The 21,115-nt window shown below is 40.4% G+C and carries 19 protein-coding genes; 9 read left to right on the top strand and 10 right to left on the bottom strand.

What is annotated here, in order from left to right; translation table 11 throughout:
* The first annotated feature begins 6 nt into the window (after nt 1-6).
* The 9 genes from OK344_RS01805 (at nt 7) to OK344_RS01765 (ending at nt 8,529) form a co-directional block, all read left to right on the top strand.
* Entirely contained in the window at nt 7-816 is an 810-nt protein-coding gene (locus OK344_RS01805) for a lysophospholipid acyltransferase family protein (protein WP_265143176.1), read from the top strand.
* A gap of 10 nt (nt 817-826) precedes the next feature.
* On the top strand, nt 827-1,264 hold the full coding sequence (locus OK344_RS01800) for a hypothetical protein (protein WP_265143175.1): 438 nt from the start codon (nt 827-829) through the stop codon (nt 1,262-1,264).
* 12 nt (nt 1,265-1,276) lie between these two features.
* On the top strand, nt 1,277-1,822 hold the full coding sequence (locus OK344_RS01795) for a hypothetical protein (RefSeq protein ID WP_265143174.1): 546 nt from the start codon (nt 1,277-1,279) through the stop codon (nt 1,820-1,822).
* A gap of 90 nt (nt 1,823-1,912) precedes the next feature.
* Nucleotides 1,913-3,100 (top strand): homogentisate 1,2-dioxygenase, encoded by a 1,188-nt coding sequence (locus tag OK344_RS01790; RefSeq protein ID WP_265143173.1) that lies wholly within the window; start codon nt 1,913-1,915, stop codon nt 3,098-3,100.
* Nucleotides 3,101-3,321: 221 nt separating this feature from the next.
* On the top strand, nt 3,322-4,599 hold the full coding sequence (locus tag OK344_RS01785) for an acetyl-CoA hydrolase/transferase family protein (protein WP_265143172.1): 1,278 nt from the start codon (nt 3,322-3,324) through the stop codon (nt 4,597-4,599).
* Between the two features lie 135 nt (nt 4,600-4,734).
* Nucleotides 4,735-5,865 carry a 4-hydroxyphenylpyruvate dioxygenase gene (hppD, locus tag OK344_RS01780; protein ID WP_265143171.1) on the top strand — a complete coding sequence of 377 codons (1,131 nt, stop codon included), beginning with the start codon at nt 4,735-4,737 and terminating at the stop codon, nt 5,863-5,865.
* Entirely contained in the window at nt 5,822-6,358 is a 537-nt protein-coding gene (locus tag OK344_RS01775; RefSeq protein WP_306400403.1) for a hypothetical protein, read from the top strand. Before hppD ends, OK344_RS01775 begins: the two co-directional genes overlap by 44 nt.
* A gap of 78 nt (nt 6,359-6,436) precedes the next feature.
* Nucleotides 6,437-7,687 carry a fumarylacetoacetase gene (gene fahA / locus OK344_RS01770; RefSeq protein WP_265143170.1) on the top strand — a complete coding sequence of 417 codons (1,251 nt, stop codon included), beginning with the start codon at nt 6,437-6,439 and terminating at the stop codon, nt 7,685-7,687.
* A 20-nt stretch (nt 7,688-7,707) separates the two neighbouring features.
* Nucleotides 7,708-8,529 carry a flavin reductase family protein gene (locus OK344_RS01765; protein WP_265143169.1) on the top strand — a complete coding sequence of 274 codons (822 nt, stop codon included), beginning with the start codon at nt 7,708-7,710 and terminating at the stop codon, nt 8,527-8,529.
* Between the two features lie 43 nt (nt 8,530-8,572).
* Here OK344_RS01765 and OK344_RS01760 read toward each other — a convergent pair whose 3' ends face one another.
* The 10 genes from OK344_RS01760 to OK344_RS01715 form a co-directional block, all read right to left on the bottom strand.
* Nucleotides 8,573-9,397 (bottom strand): TerC family protein, encoded by an 825-nt coding sequence (locus tag OK344_RS01760; protein ID WP_265143168.1) that lies wholly within the window; start codon nt 9,395-9,397, stop codon nt 8,573-8,575.
* Between the two features lie 44 nt (nt 9,398-9,441).
* Nucleotides 9,442-10,287: an alpha/beta hydrolase family protein gene (locus tag OK344_RS01755; protein ID WP_265143602.1), complete on the bottom strand. Its 846-nt coding sequence runs from the start codon at nt 10,285-10,287 to the stop codon at nt 9,442-9,444.
* A 238-nt stretch (nt 10,288-10,525) separates the two neighbouring features.
* A complete protein-coding gene (locus tag OK344_RS01750; protein ID WP_265143167.1) occupies nt 10,526-12,616 on the bottom strand; it encodes a M13 family metallopeptidase in 2,091 nt (696 codons plus the stop codon).
* A gap of 76 nt (nt 12,617-12,692) precedes the next feature.
* Nucleotides 12,693-13,355 (bottom strand): head GIN domain-containing protein, encoded by a 663-nt coding sequence (locus OK344_RS01745; protein ID WP_265143166.1) that lies wholly within the window; start codon nt 13,353-13,355, stop codon nt 12,693-12,695.
* A gap of 66 nt (nt 13,356-13,421) precedes the next feature.
* Entirely contained in the window at nt 13,422-14,675 is a 1,254-nt protein-coding gene (locus tag OK344_RS01740; RefSeq protein ID WP_265143165.1) for a CinA family nicotinamide mononucleotide deamidase-related protein, read from the bottom strand.
* 134 nt (nt 14,676-14,809) lie between these two features.
* Nucleotides 14,810-15,349, bottom strand: coding sequence for a lipocalin family protein (locus OK344_RS01735; protein ID WP_265143164.1), 540 nt, complete (start codon nt 15,347-15,349; stop codon nt 14,810-14,812).
* A 16-nt stretch (nt 15,350-15,365) separates the two neighbouring features.
* Nucleotides 15,366-16,010, bottom strand: a complete 645-nt coding sequence (gene pdeM / locus OK344_RS01730; RefSeq protein WP_265143163.1) for a ligase-associated DNA damage response endonuclease PdeM — start codon at nt 16,008-16,010, stop codon at nt 15,366-15,368.
* A 37-nt stretch (nt 16,011-16,047) separates the two neighbouring features.
* Nucleotides 16,048-18,504, bottom strand: a complete 2,457-nt coding sequence (locus OK344_RS01725) for a ligase-associated DNA damage response DEXH box helicase (protein WP_265143162.1) — start codon at nt 18,502-18,504, stop codon at nt 16,048-16,050.
* Nucleotides 18,504-20,084 carry an ATP-dependent DNA ligase gene (locus OK344_RS01720; RefSeq protein WP_265143161.1) on the bottom strand — a complete coding sequence of 527 codons (1,581 nt, stop codon included), beginning with the start codon at nt 20,082-20,084 and terminating at the stop codon, nt 18,504-18,506. The genes OK344_RS01725 and OK344_RS01720 overlap by 1 nt, the downstream gene beginning before the upstream one ends.
* The gene (locus OK344_RS01715; RefSeq protein WP_265143160.1) at nt 20,081-21,103 is read right to left on the bottom strand and encodes a ligase-associated DNA damage response exonuclease; all 1,023 of its coding nucleotides are present in this window, start codon (nt 21,101-21,103) and stop codon (nt 20,081-20,083) included. The genes OK344_RS01720 and OK344_RS01715 overlap by 4 nt, the downstream gene beginning before the upstream one ends.
* Nucleotides 21,104-21,115 lie beyond the last annotated feature (12 nt).

Here is a 21,115-nt window from a genome sequence, read left to right as displayed (position 1 = left end):
TTGATAATGGCGAAGAAAAATATTTTCACAGATGCATTTGGCAATCTTTATTTCCTGAAAAGATTAATCATTTTCATTTTAGGAATTGTTTCTTACAGAAGATTCAATGGCTTCAACAAACTGAAAATTTCCGGCACCGAAAATCTGGTTGATTTGCCCGACTCCAACGTACTTTTTGTCTCTAATCACCAGACGTATTTTGCTGATGTAGCCGCCATGTATCACGCATTCTGCTCTGTGAACAACGGTTATCTGAACACGATAAAAAATCCTGTTTATCTACTGAATCCTAAAGTTGATTTTTATTACGTGGCTGCGGAAGAAACCATGAATAAAGGTTTAATGACTAAAATCTTTAAACTTGCCGGAGCCGTAACCGTAAAAAGAACCTGGCGGTCGGAAGGTGCAAACGTAAACAGAATGGTGGATTTAACCGAGGTAGAAAACATCATGAAAGCGCTGGATAACGGCTGGGTAATTACTTTCCCGCAGGGAACAACCTCCGCATTTGCACAGGGCAGAAAGGGGACCGCCAAACTCGTGAAAAATCAAAGACCCATCGTAATTCCTATAAAAATCAATGGATTCCGACGTGCATTCGATAAGAAAGGACTTCGGGTAAAAGTTACCGGTGTGAAACCAACCATGGAGTTCAAAAAGCCTTTGGATATTGATTACGACAATGATGATGCCCAAACAATTTTAACAAAAATAATGGTCGCGATAGAACAAACCGAAGATTTCAACGTTCTACATGAATACGACCAGGAATTAAAAGCTCAAAAAACTGAAGAGAAATCTACCTTAAAATCATAAAAAATTCTGAATGAAAAGATTTATTGCATTTTTCGTTTTACTGGCACTCGCCTCTTGTACGACACAGAAAAAATATACCGATTTCGATTACAGTTATTCCCGCAGCGGCGGTTTGTCACCAATTTACGAAAACCTTTGGATCAAAGGTAACAACGCCCATTATTCCTTCGAAGGACAGGGTAAAAACATTAAAAAAGATTTTACACTTTCAAAAGAAGAGCTCAATAAAATACGGAATGTTCTGGAGCAGAACAATTTCCGAATGATTCAGGAAGATTATAAAAAACTTTACGATTATATTTCAACTTCTATTGTTGTAAAAAAGGGAAGCCAGTCTGCCAGTAAATCAGATGCATCTTATATCATGGAAGCCGATAAAACCCGTTGGGAAAATGTGGCAAACACCTTCCGCCAGCTTATTGATTCCAAAACTGCCGAAGCAAAATAACGATAGCTAATAATGACCGATTTTTCAGAAATTACTGCGTATTCACAACATAAAACGCGCGTATTAATTTACAGCTCATATCCTAAAACCGCCGAACTGGTTTTGCATGTCCTCGATTTCTTCGGAAAAAAAACCGATTATATTCTGGCAAACGGCACTAGTAAAACTACGGATTGCGATTTTGTAATTTTAGAAACTTCGGATCATCAGAAGGCTACAGATTTTAAAGCTAATATTGCGCTGATTTCAGATGAAATGAACAGCGAAAACCTGTCATTAATTCTTAAAAACATCACAGCAGGCGGCGTTTTGGTTTATCCTGAAAATAAGGAAGAAACGGTAAGTGAAGCCGAAAATTATTTCCGGAAATTATCTTTTTCCGACGCTGAATTTAAAACTGAAGGTGAAAAAATTCTTATCAATACTGAAATGGGTGAAATTCCACTTGGTTCCAGTGACGCAAATTTGGTAAAGAATATCAACGGAATTAAACTGCTCTGCCAGCAATTTGGTATTATGGAAGAAGATTTCTACGAAGCGATGATGAGTTTCGAATAATTGCTGACCAGCATTTTACGCATTCAACTTTTACTTTCATTCAAAGTCTGAAAATTTATTTAAATTTACCTTGAAACAAAAAGTAAAACAATGCGCTATCACCAATCCGGTAAAATTCCTCAGAAAAGACATACCGTTTTTAAATCCGAAAACGACAATTTTTATTACGAGCAGCTTTTCGGAACTGAAGGTTTTCACGGAATTTCCTCACTACTCTATCATATTCACCGCCCGACGCAGATAAAATCCATCAGCGAGCCCAAAGACGTATCGCCTAAAATCGCGGTCGGAAAAAATGTGACGCCAAGGATGTTTAAAGGTATGAATGTTACCGCTGAAGACGATTTTCTCGATAGCCGGAAAATACTGATGCTGAATAACGACCTGAAAATGGGTCTCTCAAAACCCAGAAAATCAACAGAATATTTTTATAAAAATGCAGAATGCGACGAAATGCTTTTCGTGCACGAAGGTACCGGAGTCCTGAAAACTTTTGTTGGAAATCTGGAGTTTGGTATGGGTGACTATCTTATCATTCCGCGCGGTACAATTTATCAGCTTGAGCTGCACACAGAAAACAATGTTTTTCTGATTGTAGAAAGCCACTCCCCGATTTATACGCCAAAGCGGTACAGGAACGAATTTGGGCAGCTTCTGGAGCATTCACCGTTTTGTGAAAGAGATATCGTAACGCCAACTTTTGTAGAACCGAAAGATGAAAAAGGCGATTTTCTCATCAAAGTAAAAAAGGAAAACCAAATATGGGATTTCATCTACGCAACGCATCCTTTTGATGTCGTGGGTTGGGACGGATTTTTCTATCCTTTCAAATTTAATATCAAAAATTTCGAACCTATTACGGGCAGGGTTCATCTTCCGCCACCGATTCACCAGACTTTCGAAGCGCATAATTTCGTAGTCTGCTCATTTGTAGCGAGAATGTACGATTATCATCCGCTGGCCATTCCGGCGCCTTACAACCACTCCAATATCGATTCAGACGAAGTGCTTTTCTACACGGAAGGTGATTTCATGAGCCGGAATCATATTGATTTGATGGATTTCACGCTGCATCCGGGCGGCATTGTTCACGGTCCGCATCCAGGGGCGATGGAACGCAGTATTGGAAAAAAATTTACGGAAGAATACGCGGTAATGGTAGATCCTTTCCGACCTTTACAACTCACGGAAGAAGCTCTGAAAGTAGAAGATCCTACTTATATGACTTCCTGGCTAGAAAATGCTGAGAATCACCTGGAAGACCGTTCTCAGGAATAAATTAAAAGCTAACATAACGTTAGCTTTTTTCATTTAAAATCAAGTAAATTATCTGGCGACAGAAGGAGTATAGAACATTCCAGCGTAGTTCCTAAATCGCAATCATATTATTCCAGGAAAAAAATTTTAAATATTTTCAAAAACTGAGTTTCCTCATTTCGAATCTTAATTGAAATGGCTAAATTTGATGAAATTAACAACAGTAATCTAATTTCAATATTATGGTTCAATACGTAAGTGCCGAAGAAGCAGTTTCGATGATTCAGAGTGGTAACCGGATATTTTCTCACGGCAGTGCCTGTACTCCCAACCTTTTCATTGATGAACTTGCAAGACAATCCTCACGGCTTAAAGGTGTGGAATTTGTCTCCATCACCCAACAGGGAAATGTGGAAGTAGCCAAACCTCAGTACAAAGGCAGTTTCTATATCAACTCTTTATTTGTTTCAACACCTGTTCGCGACGCCGTAAATTCGGATCGCGGAGATTTTGTTCCTGTTTTTTTAAGCGAAATACCTACGCTTTTTAAAAAAGGCTTGCTGCCTATCGATGTGGCTATGGTTACTGTTTCTCCACCGGATCAACACGGTTACTGTACCTTGGGAACCTCTGTGGATGTGGCAAGAAGTGCTGTCGATACCGCAAAGATCATCATCGCTCAGGTAAATCCGAGAATGCCGAGAACCCATGGCGACGGGATGATTCACTATACCAAAATCCATAAAATGGTTTGGCATGAAGAAGAGCTGCTTACGGTTGATTACGGCGCAAAAGTAGGTGAAGAAGAACTGCTCATCGGGAAAAACGTAGCAGAACTTATTGATGATAAATCCACACTCCAAATGGGAATCGGAACGATTCCTGACGCGGTGTTGAAATGTCTCAACAACCATAAAGATCTCGGAATTCATACCGAAATGATCAGTGACGGAATTGTAGAATTGGTGGCAAACGATGTAATTACCAATAAATACAAAGGAACGCACTCCAACAGAACCATTACCAGCTTTGCTTTCGGAACAAGAAAATTATACGATTATATCGACGACAATCCTTCCTTTGCTTTTATGGATGTGGAACACGTAAATTATCCCATCAACATCATGAAAAACAAAAACATGGTGGCCATTAATTCAGCCATTGAAATCGACCTTACAGGCCAGGTTTGCGCAGATTCCATCGGCACTTTCCAGTTCAGCGGAATTGGCGGACAAATGGATTTCATGCGGGGAGCTGCACTTTCAGATGGTGGGAAACCAATTATCGCGATTTCGTCAAGAACTAAAAAAGGAGTCCCGAGAATTGTTCCTTTCCTTAAACCCGGAGCCGGCGTGGTGACTACAAGGGGGCATATTCACTATGTCGTTACTGAATTCGGTACCGCTTACCTTTACGGAAAAAGTTTAAGACAGAGAGCGAAAGCACTGATTGATATTTCGCACCCAGACGACAGAGAAATGCTTGAAAAAGCAACCTTCGAAAGATTTAAATGTCTTTAAAAATAATCCAATCCCGAAATTTTCGGGATTTTTTTTGGAATTCTTTGAACTGATTTCCGCTTTAACTGTCGCATCTATTACATTTTATCTGTCCTGAAAAATTTTTGTAATTTGCCGTATCTAAAAAACAAACTCATGTCTACACTTACTTTTGCCGAAAAAATTGCACAGGCAGAAAATTTTTTACCCATCAACGGGACCGATTATATCGAATTTTATGTAGGAAACGCAAAACAGGCTGCACACTTTTACAAAACCGCCTTCGGTTTTCAGTCTGTAGCGTATGCGGGTCCGGAAACAGGTGTTCGCGACAGGGCTTCCTACGTGATTCAGCAGGGAAAAATTCGTTTGGTGTTAACTTCCGGACTCAACTCTGATTCGCCAATTTGTGAACATCAGAAAAAGCACGGAGACGGAGTGAAAGTTTTGGCTCTTTGGGTTGATGATGCATATTCAGCATTCGAAGAAACCACAAAGCGTGGCGCAAAACCTTATCTGGAACCTCAAACTTTAACAGATGAACATGGTGAAGTGCGTATGTCGGGAATTTATACCTATGGCGAAACAGTTCACATGTTTGTGGAGCGGAAAAATTACAAAGGTGATTTTATGCCTGGTTACCAAAAATGGGAAAGCAACTACAAACCAACCGAAACCGGACTTTTATACGTAGATCACTGCGTGGGTAACGTAGACTGGAACCGCATGATTCCTACTGTTGAATGGTACGAGAAAGTAATGGGATTTGTGAATATCTTAAGCTTCGACGATAAACAGATCAACACCGAATATTCTGCGCTGATGAGTAAAGTAATGAGCAACGGAAATGGTTTCGCTAAATTTCCAATCAATGAACCGGCAGATGGAAAAAGAAAATCCCAGGTAGAAGAATATCTGGATTTCTACGAAGGCGAAGGCGTTCAGCATATCGCAGTAGCCACCAAAGACATCATCAGAACAGTAACCGAACTGAAAGCCCGTGGAATTGAGTTTTTACCAGCTCCACCAAATGCTTATTACGAAATGGTTCCGGAAAGAGTAGGCCAAATTGATGAAGACCTTAAAAAACTGGAAGAACTGGGCATCCTGATCGACTGTGATGAAGAAGGCTATCTCCTTCAAATCTTTACAAAACCTGTGGAAGACCGCCCTACCCTTTTCTTCGAAATCATTGAAAGACACGGCGCACAAAGTTTCGGCGCAGGAAATTTCAAAGCGTTGTTTGAAGCACTGGAAAAAGAACAGGAAAGAAGAGGAAATCTTTAAAATAAAGACTTCAAAATCCTTCAATACCATGATGATGAAAAAAATATTTTTAATTGCTTTAATCTTTACCACCGCGGTCGGCATCAGAGCCCAGTACGGCAGCATCAATGCAATTCTCGACAGGCTGGAGGAAAAACGCGGCGTCAATAAAAACCTTAAAGATATAAATATTGACGATGCAAAGTTTGTTCTGATTAAAGATTTTGAAGATCACACCGAAAGAAGTTTTGTCATCATCAAAGGTAATAAGGCAACTTATGTGGAAATGTTTGATGACAAACAGACCGGCGAAACTTCTTCTAACGTTTTTTCCGGAGATGTTGTCCGTTCGAAGCATAATATTATTTCGCTCCGCGCTGATAAACTCGAAGGTAAACAAATCGCGTTGGCGATTACCAAAACCTTTCTCATGACGATGCAGAAAAAGGTTCTTTACCTCATCGACGTCAACACAAAAGAACGCTGGATTGCAGAAAGTGCTTTTAACAAATAACAAATCTTAAATAATAACGCAGGGTTCAAGGTGTAATAAAATTATTACTTTGAACCTTTCTTTTAAACAAAATATATTATGAAATCTTTTGTAAACTACGATCAGAACTCAGATTTTTCAATCTACAATATTCCTTTTGGAGTGGCAGTTTTCGAGCAGGAATATATCGCTTGCTGCACAAGAATCGGTGATCTGGTAATCGATTTGGCTACCATGTACGACTATGGCTTTTTCGACGAGATCGAAGGATTGAATGAAAATGTTTTTGAAGCCTACACACTGAATGAATTCATCGAACTGGGGAAACCGGTTACCAATGCCGTACGTTTGAAAATCCAGGAACTGCTTGATGAAAATTCCAAACTTGCCAACGACGAAAAAACAAAAGAAGAATGTTTTTACGACCTCGATAAAGTGAAGATGATGATGCCGGTTCACATCCCGAATTATACCGATTTCTACAGCAGCATCGAGCATGCAACGAATGTTGGGAAAATGTTCCGCGATCCCGCCAACGCACTTTTGCCAAACTGGAAGCATCTTCCCGTAGGTTATCACGGGCGGGCTTCCTCCATTGTAGTTTCAGGAACCGATATCATCCGTCCGAAAGGCCAGACTAAACCTGCAGATGCTGATTCGCCTGTTTTCGGCCCATCGAAACAGCTGGATTTTGAGCTTGAAATGGCTTTTATCGTAAACAAACATACCGAAATGGGCGAAAGCATTACCACGGCAGAAGCAGAAGACGCGATTTTCGGAATGGTAATTTTCAACGACTGGTCGGCCCGCGACATCCAAAGTTGGGAATATGTTCCGCTTGGGCCGTTTTTAGGCAAAAACTTCGGCAGCTCAATTTCACCTTGGGTGGTCACTTTGGAAGCGCTGGAGCCTTTCAGAACACCGTCTCCAGCTCAGGAACCGGCAGTTTTAGATTATTTAAAATTTGAAGGAGATAAAAATTTCGACATTAATCTCGAAGTTTATCTGAAACCGGAAAATGGCAGAGAAAACCTTATTTCACAGAGCAATTACAAATTTATGTACTGGAATATGGCGCAGCAGCTCGCACACCATACCATAAACGGCTGCAATGTTGAAGTTGGCGACGTGTATGCATCGGGAACAATTTCAGGCGAAAATCCGAGCTCTTTCGGTTCGATGCTCGAATTAACGTGGAGAGGCCAAAATCCTTTGAAACTGAACAATGGCGAAGAAAGAAAATTCATCAATGATAACGATACGGTAATCATGCGAGGATATGGGGAAAAAGACGGAATCAGGGTTGGTTTTGGCGAAGTTTCAGGAAAAATATTACCGGCAACCTTATAATTTTTTACAGAATTTAAGCAATGAAAACGATTTCTCCTCAAGATTTGAATAATGTACAATTACAAACGCTTTTGCAGACGGCAATTGCTCCCCGTCCGATTGCGCTGGCTTCAACTATTGACAAAGACGGAAACGTAAATTTAAGTCCGTTCAGTTTTTTCAATATGTTCAGTACAAATCCGCCGGTGGTTATTTTTTCACCGTCCCGAAGAGTGCGCGACAACACGACAAAACATACGCTGGAAAATGTTAATCAAGTTGCCGAAGTCGTAATTGGTATCGTAAATTACAGCATCGTACAGCAAATTTCACTGGCTTCTACCGAATATGAAAAAGGAGTTAATGAATTTGTAAAAGCAGGTCTCACGATGAAAGAGGCAGATTTGGTAAAACCGAAACTCATCGAAGAATGTCCGGTAAATCTGGAATGCAAAGTTCTTGAAATTAAAAGTTTGGGAACGGAAGGCGGCGCAGGAAACCTGATTATTTGCGAAATCATTAAAATTCACCTCCGCGAAGAATATCTGAATGAAGAAGGAAATCTTGATCAAAAAAAACTCGATCTTGTAGCAAGATTAGGCGCAAACTGGTATTCCCGGAACAACGAGAACAATCTTTTCGAAGTTCCGAAACCTCTGGCAACCAAGGGAATTGGTTTCGATCAATTGCCGGAAGCGATAAAATATTCAAAAATTTTTACCGGAAATGATTTAGGAATGCTCGCAAATGTAGAGCAGTTGCCGGAAGGTAGTTTTTCTGCGGATGAGAACACACATTCCGAAGCCCGAAAATTTCTTTCGGAAAACAAGATCGAAGAGGCCTGGAAAGTTTTAACGGTTTAATTTTAAATAAAAAAAGAGTGAATTGCATTCACTCTTTTTTATTTTATTCTTCGTCTTTAATACTTAAATCTTTATTGAGATCAGGATTCAGTTTCAGATATTTCTGGTTCTGCTTATTCCGGAATCGGATATTGAGCATTTCTACCGCCAAACTGAAGGCTAAACATGAATAAATGATGTTTTTACTAACATGCTGGTGGATTCCTTCTGCTACCAACATTACTCCAATTACCACAAGGAACGCCAGGGCGAGCATCTGCAGACTCGGATATTTATTGATGATGGCAGAAATTGGTCCGGCAAATGCCATCATAATTCCAATAGAAATCACCACCGCGATAATCATCAGTAAAACGTTATCAACCAAACCGATAGCCGTTAAAATAGAATCTAAAGAGAACACCATATCGATTAGGATAATCTGAAGAATCACCATCGTCATTAGACTTGACGCGCCTGATTTTGGTTTTGGTACTTCGTCGTGTCCGGACATTTTTCCGTGGATTTCGAACGTACTTTTTGCGATAAGGAAAATACCTCCGCCCAACAGAATAATATCTTTCCAGCTCAGGGCCAATGGCAGCTCGCTTCCAGGCTCGTTAAACCATTCCAGCGTGAGCACCGGCTCTTTCAGTCCGATAATCCAGTTGATCATAAGCAACAGTACTACACGGAAAATCATTGCAAATGCAAGTCCCAGGTTTCTGGCAAAACGCTGTTTTTCTTTCGGCAGTTTGTCGGAAATAATTGAAATAAAGATGATATTGTCGACGCCCAGTACAATTTCAAGAAAAGTAAGGGTAAGAAGACTGACCCAAATTTGTGGATCGGCAAAATTCGGCAAATCGATAACTGATAAAAATTCCATTGTTTAATTTTTGGGGTTAAAAATACATCTTTTTTCTAAAAACTTTATTTAAAATTTTCGAAGATAAACGTAATGGAACGCAACACCGCATTATCGAGATCCGGCGGCAAATCATCAGAATGCCATGGCTCTTTTGCACCAAATGTATGGTTTGCACCATCAATGATATAAAGTTCAGAATCTTTGCACCAATCATTGAGCAAAAACGCCTCCTTATCTTTCACCGCATCATCTTCAGTACCCTGAATAATGAGTACAGATTTTTGCAAATGCTGCGCGCAATACTGAATGGTAAACCGTTCCTCGTTTTGCTTAAAATCTTCGTAAAACTGGTAATAGTGAGGCATTTGCTGCTTGGTTCTTTTATTTTCTGAATACATGACGCCGGAATTTTTCCAACTCTCCAGACGCTCGCCTGAAGGAAACCTGTAGTTGAAATTACTTACTCCAGCCAACGTTATCAAAACCCTTATTCTATCGTCTTCGTAAGCTTTGATGAGTGAAATTCCCCCACCGCGGCTATGTCCTATAATGGTAATTTTACTGAAATCAACCGACGGATGTTCTGAAAAGTACGCCAAAAGCGCATCAAGATCCGACATTTCTTTTGAGAAATTATTATTTCCAAAAGCTTCCAGATCATCAAATTCTGTAGGGTTTTCAACAGTGGTTCCGTTGTGCGAAAAATTGAATTTAACAAAGAAAAATCCGCCTTCGGCAAATTTATTCGCCATCAAATCCCAGGCGCCCCAGTCTTTATAACCTTTGTAACCGTGTACGAAAATCACAAGCGGAAGCTTTTCTGCTCCCTCAGGGTAATAAGCATCTGCAAGAAAATCGCGTGTTTCCGGATTCTTAATGCGAATATTTTTCTGAATATTTATTTTCATGAGATTGAGGTTAAGGTTGCGGTTGAGATTTTCAAATTTAGTTAATTTGAGTGAGTGTTTCCAGATTGGGTCTGGTTTCGCGTGAGCGATGGTAGTGGAAATCCTTTTCTTGGGCGGCGGCTTCGCCGCCGCCCAAGAAAAGATTGCAGCGGACGTAGCGACCCGCGCAGCTGCAGATGCGCAGGCGAGGGACACGCCCAAAAAAAATCACCCAAATTAATGAGTGATTTTAAATATTTTACCAGATTTTAATTCTTTCTTCCGGTGCTTTATAGAGTTTGTCTCCCGGCTTCACATCGAACGCTTTGTAAAAAGAGTCCTGATTAACCAAAGGTCCAAAGGCCCTGAAATAACCCGGCGAGTGCGGATCGGTTTTCACCTGATTTACCATATATTGCTCGGTAGATTTGGTTCTCCAAACGGTAGCCCAGCTCATGAAAAATCTTTGATCCTGAGTGAAACCACTGATTAATCCAGGGTTTCCGTGATCTTTCAGATACATCTGCAATGCGGTGTACGCTACGGCAACGCCACCCAAATCACCGATATTCTCTCCGCTGGTAAATTTCCCGTTGATAAAACTTCCTTTTACCGGTTCGTATTTATCGTATTGCGCAGCAAGCTGCCCCACTTTCGCATCAAAGTTCCTACGGTCAGCATCGGTCCACCAGTTGTTAAGGTTTCCGTCCCCATCGAATCTTGATCCTGAATCATCGAAACCGTGAGAGATTTCGTGACCGATTACCGCGCCAATTCCACCAAAATTTACCGCAGGATCTGCTTTGAAATTAAAGAAAGGCGGCTGAAGAATTGCTGCAGGGAATACAATTTCGTTGTTGGAACCGCTGTAATAAGCGTTTACGGTTTGTGGCGACATTCCCCATTCGGTTTTATCAACAGGCTTCCCTACTTTGTCTAAATTTTTCGCGTACTGCCATTCTGAAACTTTCTGGAGGTTTGCATAATACGTTCCGCCGTCGGCAGGCGCGGTTAGCTGAAGCTTTGAATAATCTTTCCAGGTATCCGGGTAAGCGATTTTCACACTGAATTTCGAAAGTTTTTCCTGGGCTTTTACTTTGGTCTCAGCCGACATCCAGTCGAGGTTGGCTATATGATGTTCGAAACCTTTTTTCAAATAACTGATATAAGTTTCCATCTGTGCTTTTGCTTCTGCGGGGAAATATTTTTCAACATACAGTTTGCCGAAAGCTTCGCCCAAAGTTCCGTTGATTACGCCCAAACCTCTTTTATCCATGGATCTTTGCTCTTTCTGACCCTGTAAATATTTTGAATAGAAGTTAAAGTTGATGTCATCAAGCTTCTGATCCAGATTGCTCGCGTTTCCGGCAACCAGTCTTGCTTTCATGTATTCTTTAATCAAAGGAAGCGTTCCCTCATTCATCCAGGAATCCATGGTCTGAAGGTATTTCAGCTCGCTTACGATTACCTTATCGGTATTTACACCGGCTTTTTTAAGATAATCAGCAAGGTTGATGTTTTTTACCAAAGCCGGAAGTTCTGCAACTGTTTTCGGGTTATAACGAAGGTTTGCGTCACGGTTCTGCTCGTTGGTCAATAGGTTTGCAGCTAGCTGTTTTTCGAAAGCAACAACTCTCTGTGCGGTTTGGTCCGCATTTTTATATCCTAAAACCGTGAAAAGCTGCGCTACATAATTTTTGTACTCGTTTAAGGTTTTTGTGTTGGCTTCGTTTTCTTTCTGGTAATAATCTCTACCTAAACCCAGACTTGGACTGCCAAAATAAACGGCATTCATTTTAGAATTTTTCAAATCTGCACCTACACGCCATGCGTATAAAGGATTGTCGCCGGTTTTTGTAGCTTCGATTAAATACTTCTGTAAATCTGCAATCGTTTTCAGTTGATCGATTTTAGCAAGATCAGCTTTAATTGGGGAGATTCCATCGGCATTTCTCTTGTCCCAGTTCATGAAAGTGCCGTAAAGTGCCTGAATTTTCTGGCCTTCAGAGCCCTGAGCAAATTTCTCAGTCAATATTTTATTTAAAATTTCTAAAGAAGCCACATCTACATCTTCGCGAAGTGCATTAAAACTTCCCCAACTTGCTTTATCGGATGGTATTTCTGCAGTTTTCACCCAGTTTCCGTTCACATAGCTGAAGAAATCATCCTGAGCACGAACTGAAGTGTCCATATAAGAAAGGTTAAGACCTTCTTCTTTTACAGGTTCTGCTTTCACAACTGCCTGTTCTTTTGGTTGCTCGGTAGTCGAATCAGCTGATTTTGTGGTTCCGCACGAATTAAGGAAAACAATTCCCGAAAATGCCAGTGCGCTTATCGTTATTCTCTTCATAGATAAATATATTTCTTTGTTAAGTCGTAACCATTAACAAATTGTTACAAAAGCCCTGAAATCTCAGCGGATTTGTTTAGTGAAAATTAATTTTTCCACCAATTATGTTTTTTACTTTCCGGTCTTCCGGATCACCATGAATTTCAATAATTCCACCGGCTCTTGTAGTTGCATTTACTGATTCTGAGACATTTACTTCGGCTACTCCACCAGCATTTGCGGTAACTTTTGTATTTTTCGACTCGGTGTCTTTACCATAATATTTTCCACCGGAGTTTACCACAACATCCTGATTATCGGCAGTTCCTGAAATTTTTATTTCTCCGCCGGAATTGGTTTTAATGTTGAGTTTTGATGCATCAATATTGAGATTAATTTTTGAACCTTCATTTGACGTTAAAGAAAGCATATTGGCATCCAATTCATCGGTTGAGGAAATCGTGGAACCCTGGCTTGCCTGAATATCATTCAGTTTTTCATAAAAAACCTTTACCGAAATCTGATCACCTGACAGAATTTTAGCCGGAGAAAGTTTAATTTTCAGCTCCCCATTTTTGTTAACGGTCTCAATATCCGGATCGTTATTTTCAATTTCCACCTTGCTTTGATTGGATGGAATAAGTGTAACATTTATTTTGTTATACACCTTCAGTGACGAAAAATCACCCACATTTCTTGTTGATTGTGCAAATGCCAACTGACATGCTACAAGCATTAAGCTTCCTAATATTTTCTTCATAATGATATAGATTTACTTCTGACAAACGTTTTCAGAAGATATTTATTCTTAACTGAGTACGAATTTTTACACTTTCTGTTTTACAAGAATTTCTACCAAATCCTGCAGAACGCGCTGCGAAACGAAATTTGCAAAATCATTCCGCTCAAAATGAGGGAGATAAAGGCGGTTTGCTTTCTCAAAATCATTTACCCTGATGGAATAAAAGACCGTTCCTATTTCGTTATTAAAATCATCGCTGTTCGGACCGGCAACTCCGGTGGTAGATAGTGCAATATCGGTTTTAAACAGTTTCTGGCAGCCCAAACTCATTTCCTGCGCCACTTCTTCAGAAACCACGGTTTTCTTTAGAATTGTTTGTTCTGAAACGCCGAGAATTTCTATTTTTTTGTGGTAATCATAAGGAATTATACCGCCCAGAAAATATCGCGAACTTCCGGAAACTGAAGTAATCAATCGGGAAAGTTCGCCACCCGTACAACTTTCTGCAACACTTAGCGTGAGTTTCGTTTGCAAAAGAACCTCTTTCAATATTTCCTGAATATCATTTCCGTCCCAGGATATTACTTTTTCGCCGATTAATGGTTTCAGTTTCTCAACCTCATCGTTTAACTGGTTTTCAATTTCCTGTAAGTCGCTTCCTACAGCTGTTAATCTCAGCTTAATACGGTTACCAACGGGCAGATAAGAAAGCGCGATGTTAGCAGGCAAGGAAAGCTCCCACTCTTCAATCGTTAAAGAGAGCAGACTTTCCGGAAAATCGACCACCGAAATTATGCGTGCTGCGATATGATTTAAAGACAATTTATCTTTTAGATAAGGAATGATTTTATCGTTGATCAACGGTTTTACTTCATAGGGAACGCCAGGAAGACAGATGGCAATTCTTTCATTTTTTTCTACCATCTGGCAAGGCGCGGTTCCGTTTTCATTCTGAAAAATATGGGCTTTCGACAGAACAACCGCCTGGTTTTTATTGATTTCCAGAAGATGCTCGCGCTTTCTTTTGATCATGAGTTTTTTAAGATGTTCAAAGGTTTGCTCATCCAGTATTAGATCATCGTTAAAAAATTCCGCAAAAGCAGTTTTGGTTTTATCGTCCTTCGTAGGGCCCAAACCTCCTGTGGTAATCACAATATTTCCAATTTCGAAGGCAGATTTAAGGGTTTTTTTGATGGTTTCAATTTCATCAGAAACGGTAAAAATCTGAGCTACCGAAATTCCAATATTTTTGAGCTGTGAAGCAATAAAATTTGAATTTGTATCGACGGTATTGCCGGATAAAATTTCGTCGCCGATGGTGATGAGTACTGCTTTCATGTAAATATTTGAAGTGTAAAATTACTGAATTTTAGAAAGAATCGCCTTTAAAAACTCATTAAATTACAGTCTTGGTGGGAGGACAAAAAAAGCGGACCAAGGCCCGCAGTTATTGATATTCTTACACAATTGTCTTAATCCTGTTTTGTCCAGATTAAATTTTCGGTTTTGTAACCCAATCGTTTTGCTTCCTGCAAAAACCGCTGCTTTATGTCTTCCGGAATGGTTTTTTCGCGCGACAGAATCCACAGATAATCCAGATTATTTCCCGCGACCAACGCGTAACGGTAATTTTCATCAAGATCGATCACGTTATAACCTGCCCAGATAGGTTTGAAAAACGACACTTTCAGACGCGCAGTTTTTTCATCTTCTACAAAACGGGCTTCGCCTATACTTTCTTTCCATTCTTTTTTTACATAATTGTAACCTTTGTTATCCACTTTGATGTGGCCGTTTTCTTTCATAGAATATTCTGCGGTCACATTATTCATATCCTTCTCAAAGCGAAAATCAAAACGTGCGATTTCGTACCATTTACCTAAATATTTTTTAGAGTCGAAATTTTTCACCGCTGTCGCACCGTCGGGAATCCCTACTGAACACGAATTAAAAATAAATAAACCTAAAATTCCCAGAGAAAGTGGAATCGCAATTTTTGCCATCTTTTTCATTTGATAAGTTTTCCGACTAGTAATCAAATATAATGCCTTTGGTAAAGGCGATTTTTTTAAAATTCTGATTTAAAGTTTTCGTGTCCAGACCTGTGAATTTGCTGAAGGCTGGCAGAATCAACTGTTTTTCAGAAACAGCAAAACACGGAAGTCTTACCGCCTGCCGGGCTTTTCCCTGAAAAACAACTCCGGGATGAATATGACCGGAAACAGTGAAACGGTTTTCCATATGCTGGGGTTCGTGAACGAAAGTGAAAGGACCAATTTCCAGCGTATCTTCAACAATTCCGATGCAGTAATCTTCATAGAATTTTTTCGGAATCCTGTCGTGATTACCTTTAATTAAAGTAATTTTTAAATCCGGAAATCTGTTTCTCCAATCACAAAATATTTCTAAATCACTATTGTGCCCGGCATGAAAAAGATCGCCGACAATGAGCAGACTTTCGGCACCGAAAAAAGAAATCAAATTTTCCAAAACCTCCAAATCGTCGAGCAAAATCTGAGAAGTAACCGCGATACCGCTTTTTCTGAAATGCGCGGATTTACCGACATGCAGATCGCTGATTATCATAATTTTCTGGCTTTCCCAAAACACCGCTTTTTGGTTGGTGAAAATGAGTTTTTCGTTTTGGATGTTTTTTTCTAAGGTTTTAATCATGTTTTTTTGTAACACCTGGCTTTTTGAATTCCGTTCTTCAGCTGCTGAGGTTTTTCTTCATCGATTCTTTCTGAAGCCGCAGAATCCGTGAATCCAAATCTTCGCTGGTTAAACTCTGGCGCAAACTGTCGACTTTAATCGGAAAACTGAGTGGCGTAAATGCGTTGGCAAATTTCAGGATAATTTTAGAATTTTCAATTCTTTTAAAGGCATTCATCAGTCGGTTTTCGTCGATTTGCTGATTGAATACCTCTGCATAAGCCTGTTTCAGCAGTAAATTTTCGGGACTGTAGTCTTCCAGAACATTAAAAATTAAACCTGAACTCGCCTGTAAACTTTTATTGTTTTTCTGAATTCCGGGATAATTCTGCACCACCATGCCGGAAATTACAGCGATATCACGGAATTTCCGTCTTGCCATTTCGGTAGCGTTCACACTGCTCAAAACATCTTGAATTAAATTTTCTTTGGAGAGAATTTTCTGTAAAACCGCTTCATCGACAGGAATTGGCTGCGAACTCAACAGTTCGAAACCATAATCATTCATTGCCATTGAAAAGGAAATCGGCGTAATTTTCGAAATCCTGAACGCAATTAAAGCGGCCATTACTTCATGAATCAGCCGGCCTTCAAACGGATACATGAAAAGATGATGACCGTCGCGGGTTTCGATCATTTCTACCAGAAACTCATCGTCTTTCGGGATATGAGAATTCTGCTCCTGACTTACCAGCAAAGGATGCAGAAATTTGAGTTCCTTCTCCGAAGATTTTGCCTGCAGCGAATCGGATAATTTCAGTCTTAAAAAATGGCTTAAATGCGACGTAAGCGGCAATCTTCCGCCAAGATAACTTGGAATAATGGCTTTTCCTTTGGAGTTTCTTACGTAAACGGTCATTTCTTTAATGTGAGAAATCTCAAGAACACGGCCCGCCAAGATAAATTTATCTTCAGGTTTCAGTCTTGTAATGAAATATTCTTCAATCATCCCGATATAACCGCCGCTCACAAATTTAACTTTCAGCATCGCATCGCTCACAATAACGCCGATATTCATCCGATGAAGCATTGCAATCCGGCGCTGGGTAACTTTATAGATGCCGTTTTCGATGATGGTTTTGTGATATTCCTGATAATTTTTCAGCGCGCCTCCTCCCACGGTGATAAACTGCAGTACACTCTGCCATTCCTCAGGAGTAATTTCACTGAAAGCAAATGTTTTTTTAATTCGCTGAAACAACTCTTTCTCCTCAAACCCATCTCCCACCGCCAGGGTCATTAAAAACTGAACGAGAACATCAAAAGACATTACTACCGGTGTTCTGGGTTCGATAATTTTCTGTTTTACGGCTTCTTTCAACGCTGAAACTTCGATTAATTCCAGCGAATGTGTGGGAACGAAATAGATTTTAGAAGTTTCAAACGGTGAATGTCCGCTTCGGCCGGCACGCTGCAAAAACCGCGCAACTCCTTTACTGGAACCGATCTGAATTACCGTATCCACCGGCTTAAAATCGACTCCCAAATCCAACGATGATGTTGAAATTACTGCTTTTAAATATCCTGAACTTAAATTTTCTTCGATCCATATTCTTAAATCCCGGTCGATGGAACTGTGGTGAATCGCGATTTGGCCGGCAAAATCCGGATATTCTTTGAGCAATAACTGATACCACATTTCTGCCTGACTTCTGGTGTTGGTAAAAACCAAAGTGGTGTTGCTCTGAAGAATTACCGGCACCACTTTATCCACGAGTTTTGCGCCCAAATGCCCTGCCCACGGAAGAATTTCAACCTCGTCAGGGAAAATAGGGAAAATATCGATTTTCTTTTTTTCTTTCGCAACGACTTTAGTTTTTTTAATGGAATAAGGAATTAAAACTTCCATGGCTTCATCAAGATTGCCGATGGTTGCTGTGATTCCCCAGATTTTAACTTTCTTCTGATAACTTAAAATCTGTGAAAGCGCAAGTTCCACCATGACGCCCCGTTTGGAGCCCAAAAGTTCGTGCCATTCGTCGATAGCGACACATTTCAGATTTTTAAAAAAACGTTGGTTATTCTTCTGTGCTAAAAGCAACTGCAAACTTTCTGGTGTAATGATGAGAATTTCGGGCATTTTTTTGGTCTGGGAAGCCCTTTCTTTTTGTGGCGTATCGCCGTTTCTTACAGAAACTTTCCAGTCGAGGCCGATTTCATCAATCGCTTCGGTCATTGCTTTTGCGATGTCTTTTGCAAGCGCGCGCAGCGGCGTAATCCACAACAGCTGAAGACCGTCTCTGTACTGTTCCGGATGGTTTAAAAAATCAATGATTACCGCTAAAAAAACCGAATATGTTTTACCAAAACCTGTTGGAGCAATCACCATTCCGCTGTAATTTCTGCCAAATTTCTGCCAGGTTTCCAGCTGAAAACCGAAAGGCTCGAATCCTTTTCCGGCGAGCCAATTCTGCACTATTTGGTATCCTTGAGATTTCAGAAAATTCTCTGCCATTATTTTATCAGTTTTTTCACTTCTTCAATGTCATCAATTTCGTCAGCTTTCTTATCGCGGCGCCATCTTACAATCCTTGGGAAACGGAGGGCTACTCCACTTTTGTGCCGGTTGCTGAATCCGATTCCTTCAAAAGCGATTTCGAAAACCAGTTCCGGTTTCACGGTTCTTACAGGACCAAATTTTTCCAGAGAATTTTTGGTTACAAACCTGCTGACTTCCATGATTTCCTTGTCCGTTAATCCAGAATATGCTTTGGCGATGGTAACCAGCTGTTCATCTTTTTTTACCGCAAAAGTGTAATCGGTGTAGTATCCGCTTCTTCTTCCGCTGCCTTTTTGGGCGTAAATTAAAACGGCGTCGATGGTTAAGGCATCCACTTTCCATTTCCACCAGTCGCCTTTTTTACGGCCGGAATGATAATGGCTGTTTTTCTGTTTCAACATTAACCCTTCGCTGTTATTTTCGCGGGAATTTTCACGGATTGCGATTAAATCGTCCCAGTTTTTAAAAGGAACGCTTCCGGAAATTTTAATATGTTCTACAGGATATGTTTCTATTAAATTTTCAAGAATTTTTCTCCTTTCGGAAAGCGGTTTTTCCCGAAGGTCTTCATCATTAAATTCCAAAATATCGTAGACGAAAACTTTTACAGGTATTTCGCGGAGCATTTTCGGGGTGATGGTTTTCCGGTTGAGACGTTTCTGAAGTTCATTAAAATTTAAAACCTCATCATCATTTACCGCCAAAATTTCGCCGTCAAGGACAAAATTCCCGGGAATATGCTCCAGCGCGGTAACTAATTCCGGAAACTGCGGCGTGACCAGTTCTTCGCCCCGTGACCATATAAAAATTTCGGTATTTCTTTTAATGAGCTGTCCGCGGATTCCGTCCCATTTGTATTCAGCCTGCCATTCTTCAGGCTTGCCCAGTTCCTGCGTTTCTTTTTCCAACGGATATGCCAGGCAAAAAGGATAAGGCTTTGAATTATCTGGGTTGATATTGGTGCCCGTAATTAAATCATCGAAATTCATCTCATCCACATTCCATTTTCCCATAATACTGTGCATCAGCTGGCTTGAATCAATGTCGGAATATTTTGACAGCGCAGTAATCAGAAGCTTTTTTGAGACGCCGATCCTGAAACTTCCGCCAATTAGTTTATTGAAAATGAAACGTTCGGTATAATCCAACCCATTCCAGGATTCCGTTACATATCTTTTCTTTTCTTCGTCGGTTTGGTCTTTCAGATGAATAAGTTCTGTCATCCATTGCGAAAGTGATTTTTGAATATCGTTTTCCGGCGGCGGTAAAATCAGGGAAAGTGTTTCTCCCAAGTCGCCAACTGAGGAATAACTTTCCAAAAAAAGCCATTCCGGTAGCTGAATGATTTCCAACGCCCACTGCTTCAGAAGATTTGTATTGACGGGCCTTTTCGGCCGTTTTCCCGTGAAAAGGGCAAGAAACCAGAGTTTATCATTTTCAGGCGCGGTATTCAGATAATGAACCATCGCATCAATCTTCGCGTTGGTTTTGTTGGTGCTTTCCAGGGTTGATATGAGTTCTGCGAAATGTTTCATTTTGTATCCTGTTGTTCAGAATTTATCGTTTCGTCCGCTTCATCGTCGCCAAAATTGGTTTTCACTTCGTACGCTTCAATACCAAGTTCATTCAAATATTTTGAAAAAACTGCGGTTTGTCCGTGGGTGACATGCACTTTTTCTGCGCCCGTAGCTTTTACCGTCGCTAAAAGCCCGGACCAGTCGGCATGGTCGGAAATCGCAAAACCGGCATCGGCAGAACGCCATCTTCTGGAACCGCGCACCTGCATCCAGCCGGAACACAACCCTGTCGCACGGTTCGGAATTTTCCGGATCATATTGGAATCGAGTAACGCAGGTGGAACAATGACGATTTCGCCGTTAATTTTTTTTAAATCATCATTAAAATAAACTGTTTCGTACTCTGGCAAACCGATTCCTACAGACTCAATGGCTTCATTGATTTTCGAAATTGAACTGTGGACGAATATTTTTCCGCTGCCTTCTATTGCTTTCATAATGCGCTGCGCTTTTCCCAAAGAATATCCTATAAAGACAGATGTTTTTCCCTGTTCGCGGTTCTTTTCATGCCATGTTCTCATCTGTTCTGCATACTGTTCCGGAGAAAGCCAGTTGTAAATGGGTAATCCAAATGTACTTTCGGTAATAAATTCGTTGCATTGTACTACTTCGAAAGGGGTAGAAAGCCCATCATCCTGAACTTTATAATCACCGGAAAAAACAGCAACATAACCTTTATATTCCATTCGGATTTGGGAGGAACCTACGATATGCCCTGCCGGAAAAAAAGATACTTTAACACCATTGATTACGATTTCTTCATTATAACCCAAAGACTGAACCTCGATATCAGGACCAATGCGGTGTTGAAGAATCGGTTTTGTAAAATGATGGCAAAGGTATTTTTTCATTCCCCATTTTGCGTGATCACCATGCCCGTGAGAAATCACAGCCAAATCTACCGGCCGCCACGGGTCGAGATAAAATTTTCCGGGGACACAGTAAATCCCTTTATTGGTGAATTCGATGATCTTCAAAACAATGGTGTT

Source organism: Kaistella yananensis (assembly GCF_026107505.2).
Taxonomy (GTDB): domain Bacteria; phylum Bacteroidota; class Bacteroidia; order Flavobacteriales; family Weeksellaceae; genus Kaistella; species Kaistella yananensis.
The sequence above is the reverse complement of the archived record's forward strand: the minus strand, read 5'-3'. Positions and strand labels throughout refer to the sequence as shown.